This is a genomic window from Rosistilla carotiformis (genome assembly GCF_007753095.1).
In the GTDB taxonomy this organism is placed as follows: Bacteria; Planctomycetota; Planctomycetia; order Pirellulales; family Pirellulaceae; genus Rosistilla; species Rosistilla carotiformis.
In genome coordinates this window covers 5,818,789-5,831,132 of the sequence record NZ_CP036348.1, presented here as the reverse complement: position 1 = coordinate 5,831,132, position 12,344 = coordinate 5,818,789, and the positions used below count along the sequence as shown (strand labels likewise).

The following is a 12,344-nucleotide window of genomic DNA, read 5'->3' as shown; positions in this document are numbered from 1 at the left end:
AGAAGGACACTATCCGGGCACTCACAAGGCTATTCAGTGTTTGGGTTCAGGCACTCTTGATAACCCGACGCGCATGAGAGACGCCTAGTGAATTCTTCGCTTACGCATCGGGTTACCGTTTCCTGAGCCGCTCCATTTAGAAAAGTGAATAGCTCTGGGGACGCCCACGAAATGATCGCCACTGCGGTGTCGTTTGTACTGAATGTTTGAGGTTCGGGCGTTGCGGGAAGAGCAGGCGGCACGGTATTTCACGGGGGTGACCGCTGGAGGACTTGGAGATGTCTCGGCAAACGTGGGATGAGTTGATCGATACTGGGCAGGTGCAGATCGTGTTTTGCATGGAGCGTTGTGCCGGATTTATCCAGCACTCGTCGACTGGACTGGGCGTCCGATGTGCGACGATATGCGAGACTTGCCCCCGCATATTTTGCACGGATTCTGGCTCGACGCACCCGCCTGGTGCGATCTGGTCGCGTGATTCGACCAAATTGCTGGCACAGCGCTGAGTGTCTGTTAAGAAGCCGCTCAGAGTGGGCAAGTCTTGCTTGACGCGTCAAGAACCGTTCATGTCCCTGATGGCCCGTTCGCCTAGGCCATCAAGGACACGCATCATACGATATCACTTAGATGTGGACTTGGCTGCCGCGGTGAGTGCGGCGTGGCGATTGGGGCGGTCGCGGTGCCCGAGTTGGATGAAAACTTAAGTGATGGGCGGCTTCAACAGGACTTTGGAGCGTGTGGGGATGCAGGGGACGCGGTAGAGATTTTTGATCGCTTGGTTCTTGAAGTGGGTGCACGTCGGCTGTGGTGTGTGCCGGGGAACTCTAAGACGATTGGACTGCGGGTTTGGGGAGAGTCCACAACAGGAACGTCATCCCCAGGACGGCGCTGATGCCGGAGCCGACGAGGATGCCGGTCTTGGCGTTGGTGAAACCATCGTCCCCAAAGGCGAGGCCGTCGATGAACAGGGCCATCGTAAATCCGATTCCCGCCAGGAAGCTGCCGGCCGCCAAGACAGACCAACTGAGTCCCTCGGGCAACCGCGCCAAGCCGCTTTTGACCGCAAGGAAACTGAACCCCAGCACTCCGACCGGTTTGCCGATGACCAAGCCAAGGATGACCGCGACCGCCACCGGGTCGTTGATGTTGCTCAATTGAAACGCGACCCCCGCGTTGGCCAACGCAAAGATCGGAATCACCAGATAGCTACTCCATTGATGCAGCGCCGTTTCCAAATATTCCAACGGCGAGATCGTCTCGCGCGATATCCGCTGCAGCATCCGCACCTGTTCGCCGCGACGCACCCGCACTTCCAAATGCTCCTCTTCAAACGACTTGCTGGTTTGGTTCAGGTAGACGCGGAAACGCTCCGGAACGATCGACGCTTTGGCTGGCGTCATCAGCCCCAGGATCACGCCGGCAAGCGTGGCGTGGACTCCCGATTCGTGGAAGGCAAACCAAGCGATCAGGCCGGCGACGATGTAGGGTGGGAAGCGGCGGACGCCGATGTACGAAAAGAATTGCACGATGCCGATGACCACCGCCGCCATGCCCAGATAGCGAAGGTCCAAGTGATCGGTGTATCCGATCGCGATCACGATGATTGCCCCGATGTCGTCGACGATCGCCAGCGACAGCAGCAGAATGCGGAGGCTGTTGGGAACGCGCGATCCCAGCAGCGCCAGACATCCAACGACAAAAGCGATGTCGGTCGCCATCGGGATTCCCCAGCCGCGAACCGCCGGTTGGCCGTACTGCATCGCGATGTAGATGCTGGCCGGAACGATCATTCCGCCCAGCGCCGCCGCGATCGGCAGCGTGGCTCGGCGGATATCCGAGAGCGAACCGTGAACGAGTTCGCGTTTGACCTCCAGACCGATCACGAAGAAGAACAACGACATCAAGCCATCGTTGATGATGTGCCGCAGCGAATGTTCAAATTGAAACGAACCGATCTGCAGATTGACTTTGGTCTTCCATAACCCGAGATAGGTTTCGGCCCAGGGGGAGTTGGCCAAACCGATTGCCACTGCGGTGCAGATCATCAAGACAATTCCGCTGGTCGCTTCGATATGCAGGAAGCGGGCCAGCGGTCGGGCGAGGCGATCGATTGGTCGCCTGGGTAGCAGCGGATCGGTTTGGTTGTGGGAATCGGAACCGCTCTGGTCTACTGGCAATGGTACGTGCATCAAGTCGTTAGGCTTGTCGGATTCTCGGCGGGCTGATCTCGTTCGGGTTGAAACAAGATCTCTTCAATACGTGTTCGGCTTTCGCCGCTAGGGACTTTCCAACATACCATATCTCCCACGCGGTATCCGAGGATCGCGGTCCCGATCGGCGCCAAGACCGAAAGTTTGCCGTCGGCGATATTCGCTTCGTCGGGGTAGACCAACGTAAACGTTTCCATTTCATCGCTGTCGAGGTCCAGCAAACGAACGGTCGATCCCATCGTGACCACATCGGGGGGCACCTTTTCGGGGTCGACGAGTCGCGCGGCGGCCAATTCACCGCGCAGGTTCTTCAGATTGACTTTGTTGCAGAGCGCTTGTGTGAAGTCGCTTGCAAGCAGGCTCTCCAAGCGTTGACAGTCTTCGCGAGTGACGACAATTTTTCGAGCGGCCATCGCCGTATTCCATGTAGTGGGTGAAACCGAAAAGACGCAGGCGACGTGAATGCTTGCGTTAGGGGCCGATATAAAAGTTGCCCAAGGGGATTACGTTGTTGCAAGCGGCGGACCAAACCAACAGGCAAACCGTCTCGAAACCGTTGACCGTCACGAAATCGTGAAAATGGACGCAACGGAGACGTAATCGATTGAGTTATTTTCGGCGCGCAAGCAATTGCGGAACGGTAGGAGAGGATGCTGGCGAAGCCTTGCAAGGATCACGGGGCGTCAACGTGCGTTGTCAGCTGTCGGCAAGGGTTAGCAGCGGTACCATCGCACGCCCCTCTACCCAGACCCCGATCCGGGGCGCGGCGACCGATGGGGCTAGGCCCGAACCAACTGCACGATTTGGTCGACGGCGGTCTGCAGGGAACGGGCGGCCATTTGAAAGTTGGTATGGCTGCTGACTTCAGGCTGGATTGCGACGAACAATTCGGTCGCCTTGCGAAGTTTGCTGAGCTTCTTTTTGGCTTGCTTCAGATAGGCCGCATGGTCTCCGCTAGCCAACGCCGGCCCCAGAGCGAGCATGAAGTCGTAAAGGTCGCGGTGGATCTCTTGCAGTTCCTCATCGTCGACAGCTTCTTCGCAGTGCTTGAGAAACGCTCGGACCATCCAAACATGACTCACCAACCGATCGATTTCGGCCACGCGCGAAGCTGGATTGGCGGGGTTTTCGGGAACCGATGGATGCGAGGAGTCGTTCATGGATAAGTGGGATATGTGCGCGGGGGGTCGCTGTCAGATTTGCCTTCAATCACTATACTTCAACGGCGTCCGTCCGCAGACATACCGACATAAAAGAGACTTGAGGTCAACCGAATGAAGATATTCTTACCCGTTCTGTTTGCTTTGTGCACCGCGATGTGCTGGGGAATGTATGGTCCCACGATTGGCAACGCCCAAAGCAAATCTTGGTCGCCGTTCAAGCCTTACGTATTTATTGGTATCGCCTACGTGGTCCTCGCGATCATTGGAGGTCTGATCGCGATGCGTTTAAAAGGAGACACGTTCTCGTATTCCGGCGAACACTTTGCTCCGGCGAAGTGGGGATTCTTGGCGGGGTGCCTGGGGGCCTTGGGCGCTTTGTTCCTGACCTCCGCGATGATGACTAGCAAAGGGAACGCGTTGTTGGTGATGCCGATCGTTTTTGGCGGAGCGGTTTCGGTTACGGCGCTCTATTCGACATGGCGGTTGTGGGGCCACACCCAGATCAGCCCCGCGCTGTGGGGCGGGATTGCGATGGTTGTTGTGGGGGTGATCGTGGTCGCCACGAACACGCCGCATGGACATGCCGCTGCCAAGCCGAGCCCAACGGTATCGCATGAGAACGCGGCTGCCGAGGGAAATGAATCGCCGTCGGCGGAAGCGGCTGGCGAGACCTCGCCGGCTGCCGATTCCAATTCCTAGTCGCCCAGTCCGTTTGCATTGCGGAGCTCATTTTGGTTGAACCCGTCTCAGTTTCGATCGCCATCACGATAGCGCATGTTGTGGCCGCTACCTTGATCTCGTTTCGCGTGATCATGCGCAAGCCTCCGGTCGGGGTTGCGCTGGCATGGCTGTTTTTGGTCGTCGCGGTTCCGTTGGCCGGAGTCAGTTTTTACCTGCTGGTCGGCGAGCGTCGCGTGGGCCAACGTCGGGCACGGAAGATTGCCCGCCTGCGTATCGATTACGAACGCCTGACGGAGTTGGCGATCACCGAAGGCTTGACCGATGTCGACTGGACATCGCATCGCCGTGAGGCCGCTGCCATGAATCGGCTGGGGCTGAGTCAAGTCGGGGTGCCGACGGTCTCGGGCAGTCGAGTTGAGTTGTTCCAAGATGCCGACACGATTCTCCGAGGCATTGCCGCGGACATCGATCAGGCGCGTAACAGCGTCCTGATTGAGTTCTATATTTGGAACCAAGGGGGCGCTGCCGAGCTGGTTTTGGAGGCGTTGAAGCGGGCCGCCGGGCGCGGCGTCTCATGTCGCGTGCTTGTCGATAGTGTCGGCGGACGACCGTGGTGGAAGGGACAGCAACCGGCGGAGCTGCGCCAAGCAGGAGTCCGCTGTCGACCTGCGCTGAAGGCTGGGCTATGGCGTACGATCTTCGCGCGCAACGACCTCCGGCTGCATCGCAAGATCGTTGTCGTCGATGGCGAGGTGGCCTGGACGGGCAGCATGAATTTGGTCGATCCCAAGTTCTTTAAACAGGATGCCGATGTGGGCCAGTGGGTCGATGCAATGCTGCGCGTGCAAGGTGGCGCGGTCTCGCCGTTGGCGATGACCATGATCGGCGACTGGATGTTGGAAACCGATGAATCGATCGATGAAATCATCCGTTGTGCGGAGCTGCGGATGGTGGAGCGTGAAGGGACCGGCGACATCCAAGTGATTCCTTCGGGACCGTCGGAAACCGACGATGGGCTGCTGCAGATGCTGCTGGCGCTTATCAATTCAGCGCACGATGAATTGGTCTTAACGACCCCCTATTTTGTTCCCGACGATTCGATGGTCCGAGCGATTCGCGGCGCCGCGGGGCGGGGTGTGAAGGTGCATCTGGTTGTGCCGAACCGTGTCGATTCGGTGCTAACGCATTTCGCCAGCCGATCTTATTTTGATGAGCTGTTAGAGGTGGGGGTGCAGATCTATCTCTACGACAAGGGCCTGTTGCATACCAAGTCGATCACGGCCGATGGGGACATGGCGATGTTCGGAACGGTGAATCTCGACATGCGCAGCTTGTGGCTGAACTATGAAGTTTCGTTGTTCCTGTACGGGCAGGATTTAACTGGCCCGGTTCGCGCCCTTCAGGGAAGCTACATCGATGCCAGCCAGCGAGTGGACCATGCAACGTGGACCAATCGGTCGCTGAGAGAACGTCTGCTGGAGAACATCCTGCGGCTGATTGGTCCGGTGCTTTAATTCAGCGTTGCACGCCGAATCCGCTACGCGCCAACCTGGCGAATTAGGTTGTCGATATCCGCGAGCATTTTGGATTCGCATCGCATGACGCCTGCATCGTTTTGCGGGACATCGATCGCAGGCGTTTCACCTGTCACGATGAACTTGCAATTCATCCGTTCCGGGGATGCTGCGATGTGTTGATACACGTCGCGATGGTCTCCCGTCTCGACCGCTTGATCGACGATGATCACGTCGTAGCGATTGCTGAGGATCCGTTGTTCGGCGGTTTGCCAGTTGTGAGCGGTTTCACAAGAGAGGCCCCGCGAGTTGACTTGCTGACGCGTGCGATCTGTCAATTCAATATTCTGATTGACTACCAACCATCCACTCATCGTTCTTTCCTCGACATTGAAAGTAATCGTGCATCTGTTGCACAGCCAACCCAATAGCCGATGGCTCGCCTGTCTTGCAACGCCGATTCAGGCTCCTCAATTAGAGCTGAAAGGCGGGCATGGCACCGTTGAGCCACACAAAACAGAAACCCTCGTGCAACCTATTCTTAATTGGTCGACAGTAACCACGCGATTTCTGAAGCCGTACCTGAAACATAGCTAACCAATAACAGGGCACCGTCGGGCGTGTGGCAGATTTGCAAATCAGGATTAGGTTCAAGGGGGCACCATTGGCAGAATCGGTCTGATCGCTAAAAAAGGTTTTCAACCTCAGCCTGGGCGCCCCGGTGAGGACCGCCCCGCGAGGGGACCGAAGCATCGGTGTCCTATAGTTTTGATGAAAGCGGCGCGGGAAGGATTGGAGCGATCTCCGCCATTGGTCAGTTAGCACTAGGCTGTCCATGGTGATTCTTTCCGTTGCTAGGCCACTCACGTGATGACACCCATTTGACCGAACCTCGCCTGCAGATCCTTCTCGTCGAACCTCGCGATACCGATGCGCTGTTGCTGCATCGAATGTTGCAACACGCCCATTGGCAACCGTGGGACGTTTCCGCTTGCTCAACGTCCGCCGAAGCGATCGATCTGCTGGCCCGACAGCCATTCGATGGTTTGATCATCAACATCGATCACGAGGAAGAGGATCCGTTTGAAACCTTGTTGGCGATTCGGAATATCGATCCTCAGCTGGCCATCTTGGGGCTGACCGATCGCAACGATGAAGCGATGGGGATGCGAATGGTTGAATGTGGGGCTCAAGATGTCCTTGCCAAGGATCTGATCAACGGACAACTGCTGTACCGTGCGATTCGGTACGGAATCGCGAGGCAGCGTCAGATCAGTTTTCTCAAGACTGCGGCGCATACCGATGCGCTCACGGGCTTGGGAAACCGTCGCGCCCTCGATCGAGCGCTCAACCAGACGTTGGCAAAGTTTTCAGCTGACCAGCAGGCTTTTGGTTTTCTGATTTTGGATGTCGACCATTTCAAGCAATTCAACGATCAACATGGGCACCGCGCCGGGGATTATGTGTTGAGTGAATTGGGCCGGGTGCTTCGTGGTTCGGTGGCCTCCGACGAGACTTGTTCGCGCTATGGTGGTGAAGAGTTTGGCGTTTTGTTGCCCACGACCACCGATCTTCAAGCGACCACCAGGATGCGAGACTTGATCGACCTGATCGCGTCGCATTTGGTCGAATTCGAAGGCACGCGCTACCGAGTCACCGCGAGCGCTGGTTTGACGATCTCGCATGCAAATGATACCGTTGGCAGCATTATCGAGCGGGCGGACAAAGCGTTGTATCTGGCGAAGTCCAATGGCCGGAATCGGGGCGAGTTGAATCTGTTCGCGGATCCGGCGTTCCCGTTGCCTTGCGACGCCTTGATCGGTGGCGACGTCTGATGGGCTTGCCGGTACCGCACGATCGCTACGCCTAACGCCAAGTCTGTCTTCGCATGCAAAAAAGTCTCTACGATTACCCGCAGTATTACGACCTCGCCTTCCGCGATGAAACCGATGACGAAGCCGACTTCATCGAGGCGGCGTGGGCCAAGTTTGGCGACGGCCCGCTGAAACATCTGCTGGAACCTGGCTGCGGCAGCGGACGCTTAGTCGTCGAATTGGCCCGCCGTGGGTACGACGTGACCGGGTTTGATCTCAGCGAACCCGCCCTCCGCTACACCCGTTCGCGACTCCGCCGCATCGATCGCACCGCCCAGGTGCTCAACGCCGATATGATCGACTTCTCGCTGCCGCGGAAGTTCGACATGGCCTACTGCACGATGAACACCTTCCGGCATCTGTTGACCGAAAAGGAGGCTCAATCCCATCTGCAAATGGTCGCCGATCATCTGCGTCCCGGCGGTCTGTATCTGTTGGGCTTCCACTTGATGCCCCCCGACGCCGACGAGGAGTGTATCGAACGCTGGCGTGGCAGCAGCGGCAAGACCTCGGTCTGCTTCACCTTGCGCGTGCTCGATTTCTGTCGCCGCACCCGGCTCGAATCGCTCCGCATCTCGATGCTGGCCAAGACGCCGCGCGGCGAGATCCGCGGCCGCTCCGAATTCCAGTTGCGACTGTACAAAGCCGCTCAATTCAAGACGCTGATCGCCAAAGTCCCCGATCTGGAGTTGCTGGAAGTTTTTGATTTCGATTACGACATCGATGAACCCCAGCGATTGGACAACGAATTAGCCGACGCCGTCTTCGTCTTCCGCCGCCGCGATTCAAACGCTTAAGATTGGGATAGCCCTCCGCTGGCCGGCGCGTCCGCAAACCGCCGGTTTGGTTCGCGCAGCGCCGGGCCCGATCAACGCATCAAGGATCAACAATGTTTGCCAAATGGTTCCGACGACGCCGGCGTACCGTGGTCGATCGCACCCCTTGCCCGCATTGTGGTGCGATGATTCTTGAGACGGCCACCTTTTGCCGGCACTGCGGCGCCTCGGATGCTTCGGGTTGGCAGGACGAAACCGAAGGCTACGCCGACGACATGTCGGACGATGACTTTGACTACGACGAATTCTTGCAGCGCGAGTTCCCCGGCGACGCGCCCCCACGCCGCGACTTCAAGTCGTTTGTGATCATCGTACTGCTGATCTGTTTTGTCGGCGGATTGCTGCTGTCGTTGGGGATGTGAGGATGCGCTCGGTCGGCTGAAGCCTCGACTCCAGCGCAAAGGTCGGCTGAAGCCTCGACTCCAGCGACTCAGCCGAACTGTTGTTGGGCTTGCTCGAATAGATGTCGGACGGCTCGGCCGCTGATCGTTGTCTTTTCGATCAACTCCTTTGCGATCCGTTCGATCGCCACCGCATGCGCTTCATCGCTTAACAGATGTTCGGTCTTGTCCAACAGTCGCCGCTGCAAGCGTTCCAGTTGACGCTGGGTCTTCGCGCGGCCTTCCAGAACACGTTCGACCGTTCGCAGATCCGCCGCGGCACCGCGCGGGCAATACCGGCCGGTAAAACGAGCTTCGGCGACCATCCCGGCCAGCAGGATCAGCGCTTCGTCTTCGATCACGTCTTGCGACGCCCGGCCGCGTCCCTTCCGCAGCTCGCAAACGCCCAACCGATAGCCGCCGGTTTGCAGCGGCCCCGGAGCGATCGTCACCTTTTGAATCGGCCGGCCCAACGAGATCGCCATCACCGCATGCCCCGCCTCGTGATAGGCGGTCGCTGTCAATTCGATCGCCGCTTGGCGAGCGGCCGGATCGGCTGCCGGTTCGTTCATCTGCGTTTCCAGTCTTCGTCCTACAAGGTCCGCAGGTAGGCGATCAGATCGGCGACTTCATCGTCGCTCAACTTCGGCAGCCCCGAAACCTTTTCGGGACTGTGCAAGTCGGTCAGCACACGCTCCAGCGATTTCGCCCGGCCGCTGTGCATCCAACGCACCTTGCGATAGGTGCCACGCAGCGTCGGCGTGTTGTAGCCATCGTAATGATCCGACTTCGAACCGGTCCCCACATCGTGGATCTCGCCATCGGTAAACTGCGGTCCGCTGTGGCAATCGGCACACGCGGCGCGGCTGCTGTGAAACAGTTCCTTCCCTCGCTGCGCCGCGGCCGAAAGCGTCCCATCGGACTCGGTGAACGGATTGGGCGGGCTTGGCATCGTGCTCAGAAACGCGATCAACGCATCGGTCTCCGCTTGCGTCGGCTGCTTCCCCTGCATCGTCACCGTAAACGACTTCTTCATCGCGTCGTCCAGGTCTTCCTGCCAACCGTGCCACGTCCAAGGACCGGTCTGCGTCAGTTCATACAACGGCAGGACCGTCTTCAAGGTCATCTCGGTCCCATCGTTCCAGGTATCCATCGGTCGCGAATTGATCCCGCCGTTTTGATGGCACGAGTGACAGCTGTACCATTGATCGAGACTGTGCTGGGCGTCGTAAAAGATCGCCATCCCCTGCCGCGCGGGCGATGGAGTCGACGGTCCACCGAGATCGATCTCGCGGACAACTTGCTTCGTTTTCAAGTCGACCGACTGCAGCGAATTCTTCAGATAGTTGGCGACATAAACCGTCTGGTTGTCCGCGGCGATCTCCAGTCCCATCGGCCGGCCGCCAACATCGATCCGGCTGAATCGATCGCGATCCCGCTGCAACCGCCGATCGATCAGATCGCCGGGGCCACCGGTCGAGACAAAAGGAAGGTCGGGCAAGCGATAGACGAGCAATTCGTGAGTCCCCGACGAGGACGCAACCAAACGCTGGCCGTCGCCGCTGATCGCCAAGCCATGCGGATCGGCCACCGCCATCTCGGGCACATCCAACGAGATCGCCTCGCGGTACGAAGCTCCATCCAGACGGACGCGGCCGATTCGGCTGGCCAAAATCCAGCCCCGTTGAATGTTGTCGCGAGTGATTGGATTGGTGCGATAGATCATCCAAGTGAAGTAGGCGTATTGTCCGTCGGCCGATGGCGTCATGTGTCCGATGTTCACGCCGTTAGCCAATGGCTCCTCGTACAACGGTTCCGCCGTTGCGGTGTCGATGACTTCGATCTCGGCATCGCCGCTGGAACCGACAGCCAATCGCGTTCCATCGGGCGAGAGCGTTAGATAACGCGGCCAATTCCCAACGTCGATTCGGCGAACGACCGACAGGCTGCGAAGATCGACTTGCGCCACCTGAGCCGCCGCGGTCAGCCCCACGTAAACCGTGCGATTGTCCGGGGCGATCGCAAAACCTTGCGGATGCCCACTAACGTGAACCGATCCGATGGCGGCAAGTTTGCCTTCGCGAATCGCCAGCAGACTCAGTTCCCCCGACCACTGATTGGTCGCCAAAATCGTAGTCCCATCGGGCGTGAAGTCGATGTGTGCTGGATGGCTTCCAATCCGAAGCTCGTCGACCACACGTCCTGCGACGGCGTCGATCAACGACACGCTGCCGGAGGTTTCGTTGGCGGTGACCAGCCACTTTCCATCGGGCGAGAGGGCTAAGTCGACGGGGGAACGATCGATCGACGGATCGATCACCTCTGCCCGAGCTGCAAACGCAGCTCCACAACCGACAGCCAAACTCAGGTAAACCAACGTCAGCAACAAGGCTCGCGATCGAGATTGCATAAAGCGGTTCCGGTGGGATTTCGGGAAGGAAGGAGTAAAGGATCGGGGCACGGCCCCAATCCGTTTCGCGTTTCCATCGCAGGGATCAACCGGCACGCATTCGCGTCCAATTCGCCCCAATGGAAACCACCTCGACGCAGTGCATTGTATCAACCAAGGTTCCCACTGTCCGCGCCGATCCTCACAACGAATCAGCTTGGCAGTAGCAAACCGCTGCGGGGCTCGGCGGTTTGCTTGCGCCGCGCCTTGATCCGCACATAGGGTGCGATATAGCTGGCACGGTGCGCGAACGCCCCCGGTTCCGCATCGGCCTTGGTGTGCATCGGTTCGACAAGATCTTCGATCACCATCCCGGCGCGGCAGATTCCGCCGACGATCTGTTCCCAGCGATGCAGGTATTCGATCGCGCGATCCTCCCGCAACCGCTTGGCGGCATGCGTCTTCTCCGTCGCCGCGGGGATCGCTTGCTGGCGGTAATAGGTGTGCTGAACCGCATAATGTCCACTAGCCGATGGCGACAGCGTCGACTGCAAACTTGTCGGTTGTTTGTGTTGGCTGATGTAGAGCGCGCCGGGCAGCAGCAACCGCGCAATCTCTTGAAAAACAGGGGCCACGTCGGGGACGTAACAGGTGCTGACGGGGTGGATGACCAGATCGAAACTGGCCGAATCCAACATCGGCAGATGCTGCATGTTCGCCTGGATCGTGCGGATCGGCAACTGATGCTCCTGAGCCGCGCGGCGATCGAGTTCCAGCATCTCGCCACTTATATCGACCACCGTCACGTCGGCTCCCGCTTTGGCGTACAACGCACTCTGCCGACCGCCGCCAGCCGCCAAGCACAACACCCGCCAGCCGGCGATGCTTTTGCCCAGCCAGCCGATCTGATCGATGGTCGCCAACGGCTTGCTCAATTCTGCTTTGGTCGCCGGTCGGCACAACGGCTCGCCCGCCAGCGCCATCTGATCGTACGCGCGGCGGTTGTGATCGATCGCGGCATCGTGATCGTGTTGCGCTAGCCGGGATTGCGGGTCGGAATTGTTCAATTCAGTCATCTTTTGTGGTGTGAGATGCGACGCTGCGGTCAGTTTTGCCCTGATTCGCTGACAAACTGCTCGATTCGAGCGATCACATCTCGGTATGATAGGGAGGCCCCGTCCTTGCGGAACCGATCATTGTCGGATCGATTCCCAAAAACGCAACTTCAAATCCGTTTGCCCCCAAATTCCAACGGAACCCCAACATGACTTACGCCTCGCTTTCGACAGTTCGACCG

Annotated in this window: 12 protein-coding genes; 5 read left to right on the top strand and 7 right to left on the bottom strand. The window is 58.5% G+C overall.

Annotated features, from left to right (window positions below; genetic code table 11):
* Positions 1-824: 824 nt before the first annotated feature.
* The 3 genes from nhaA to Poly24_RS21110 all read right to left on the bottom strand — a co-directional run bounded on the left by nhaA (position 825) and on the right by Poly24_RS21110 (position 3,370).
* Positions 825-2,111, bottom strand: coding sequence for a Na+/H+ antiporter NhaA (nhaA, locus tag Poly24_RS21120; protein ID WP_261343126.1), 1,287 nt, complete (start codon positions 2,109-2,111; stop codon positions 825-827).
* Positions 2,112-2,188: 77 nt separating this feature from the next.
* On the bottom strand, positions 2,189-2,623 hold the full coding sequence (rnk, locus tag Poly24_RS21115; protein WP_145100287.1) for a nucleoside diphosphate kinase regulator: 435 nt from the start codon (positions 2,621-2,623) through the stop codon (positions 2,189-2,191).
* 366 nt (positions 2,624-2,989) lie between these two features.
* Positions 2,990-3,370 carry an amidohydrolase gene (locus tag Poly24_RS21110; protein WP_145100284.1) on the bottom strand — a complete coding sequence of 127 codons (381 nt, stop codon included), beginning with the start codon at positions 3,368-3,370 and terminating at the stop codon, positions 2,990-2,992.
* Between the two features lie 114 nt (positions 3,371-3,484).
* Between Poly24_RS21110 and Poly24_RS21105 the strand changes: the two genes are divergently transcribed.
* The gene (locus Poly24_RS21105) at positions 3,485-4,072 is read left to right on the top strand and encodes a hypothetical protein (RefSeq protein WP_231753268.1); all 588 of its coding nucleotides are present in this window, start codon (positions 3,485-3,487) and stop codon (positions 4,070-4,072) included.
* Between the two features lie 32 nt (positions 4,073-4,104).
* Positions 4,105-5,568, top strand: coding sequence for a cardiolipin synthase (cls, locus tag Poly24_RS21100; protein WP_261343095.1), 1,464 nt, complete (start codon positions 4,105-4,107; stop codon positions 5,566-5,568).
* 23 nt (positions 5,569-5,591) lie between these two features.
* On the opposite strand, the gene Poly24_RS21095 is transcribed toward cls, so the two are convergent.
* Complete coding sequence (locus Poly24_RS21095; RefSeq protein ID WP_145100277.1) at positions 5,592-5,942, bottom strand: response regulator; 351 nt, start codon at positions 5,940-5,942, stop codon at positions 5,592-5,594.
* Positions 5,943-6,419: 477 nt separating this feature from the next.
* Here Poly24_RS21095 and Poly24_RS21090 point away from each other — a divergent pair, with 477 nt between their 5' ends.
* The 3 genes from Poly24_RS21090 to Poly24_RS21080 all read left to right on the top strand — a co-directional run bounded on the left by Poly24_RS21090 (position 6,420) and on the right by Poly24_RS21080 (position 8,640).
* Positions 6,420-7,403, top strand: a complete 984-nt coding sequence (locus tag Poly24_RS21090) for a GGDEF domain-containing protein (protein WP_145100274.1) — start codon at positions 6,420-6,422, stop codon at positions 7,401-7,403.
* 53 nt (positions 7,404-7,456) lie between these two features.
* The gene (locus Poly24_RS21085) at positions 7,457-8,239 is read left to right on the top strand and encodes a class I SAM-dependent methyltransferase (protein ID WP_145100271.1); all 783 of its coding nucleotides are present in this window, start codon (positions 7,457-7,459) and stop codon (positions 8,237-8,239) included.
* A 92-nt stretch (positions 8,240-8,331) separates the two neighbouring features.
* Positions 8,332-8,640: a zinc ribbon domain-containing protein gene (locus Poly24_RS21080; RefSeq protein WP_145100268.1), complete on the top strand. Its 309-nt coding sequence runs from the start codon at positions 8,332-8,334 to the stop codon at positions 8,638-8,640.
* A 68-nt stretch (positions 8,641-8,708) separates the two neighbouring features.
* On the opposite strand, the gene Poly24_RS21075 is transcribed toward Poly24_RS21080, so the two are convergent.
* The 3 genes from Poly24_RS21075 to Poly24_RS21065 all read right to left on the bottom strand — a co-directional run bounded on the left by Poly24_RS21075 (position 8,709) and on the right by Poly24_RS21065 (position 12,123).
* Complete coding sequence (locus tag Poly24_RS21075; protein WP_145100265.1) at positions 8,709-9,230, bottom strand: ATP-dependent metallopeptidase FtsH/Yme1/Tma family protein; 522 nt, start codon at positions 9,228-9,230, stop codon at positions 8,709-8,711.
* 20 nt (positions 9,231-9,250) lie between these two features.
* The gene (locus Poly24_RS21070) at positions 9,251-11,068 is read right to left on the bottom strand and encodes a c-type cytochrome (protein WP_145100262.1); all 1,818 of its coding nucleotides are present in this window, start codon (positions 11,066-11,068) and stop codon (positions 9,251-9,253) included.
* 191 nt (positions 11,069-11,259) lie between these two features.
* Entirely contained in the window at positions 11,260-12,123 is an 864-nt protein-coding gene (locus Poly24_RS21065; protein ID WP_231753267.1) for a class I SAM-dependent methyltransferase, read from the bottom strand.
* Positions 12,124-12,344 lie beyond the last annotated feature (221 nt).

Excerpts from the sequence above, each read along its gene's own strand:
- Poly24_RS21075 (WP_145100265.1), bottom strand. The coding sequence starts at position 9,230 with ATGAACGAACCGGCAGCCGATCCGGCCGCTCGCCAAGCGGCGATCGAA.
- Poly24_RS21110 (WP_145100284.1), bottom strand. The coding sequence starts at position 3,370 with ATGAACGACTCCTCGCATCCATCGGTTCCCGAAAACCCCGCCAATCCA.
- Poly24_RS21095 (WP_145100277.1), bottom strand. The coding sequence starts at position 5,942 with ATGAGTGGATGGTTGGTAGTCAATCAGAATATTGAATTGACAGATCGC.
- Poly24_RS21070 (WP_145100262.1), bottom strand. The coding sequence starts at position 11,068 with ATGCAATCTCGATCGCGAGCCTTGTTGCTGACGTTGGTTTACCTGAGT.
- Poly24_RS21085 (WP_145100271.1), top strand. The coding sequence starts at position 7,457 with ATGCAAAAAAGTCTCTACGATTACCCGCAGTATTACGACCTCGCCTTC.
- Poly24_RS21080 (WP_145100268.1), top strand. The coding sequence starts at position 8,332 with ATGTTTGCCAAATGGTTCCGACGACGCCGGCGTACCGTGGTCGATCGC.
- Poly24_RS21105 (WP_231753268.1), top strand. The coding sequence starts at position 3,485 with ATGAAGATATTCTTACCCGTTCTGTTTGCTTTGTGCACCGCGATGTGC.
- Poly24_RS21065 (WP_231753267.1), bottom strand. The coding sequence starts at position 12,123 with ATGACTGAATTGAACAATTCCGACCCGCAATCCCGGCTAGCGCAACAC.
- rnk (WP_145100287.1), bottom strand. The coding sequence starts at position 2,623 with ATGGCCGCTCGAAAAATTGTCGTCACTCGCGAAGACTGTCAACGCTTG.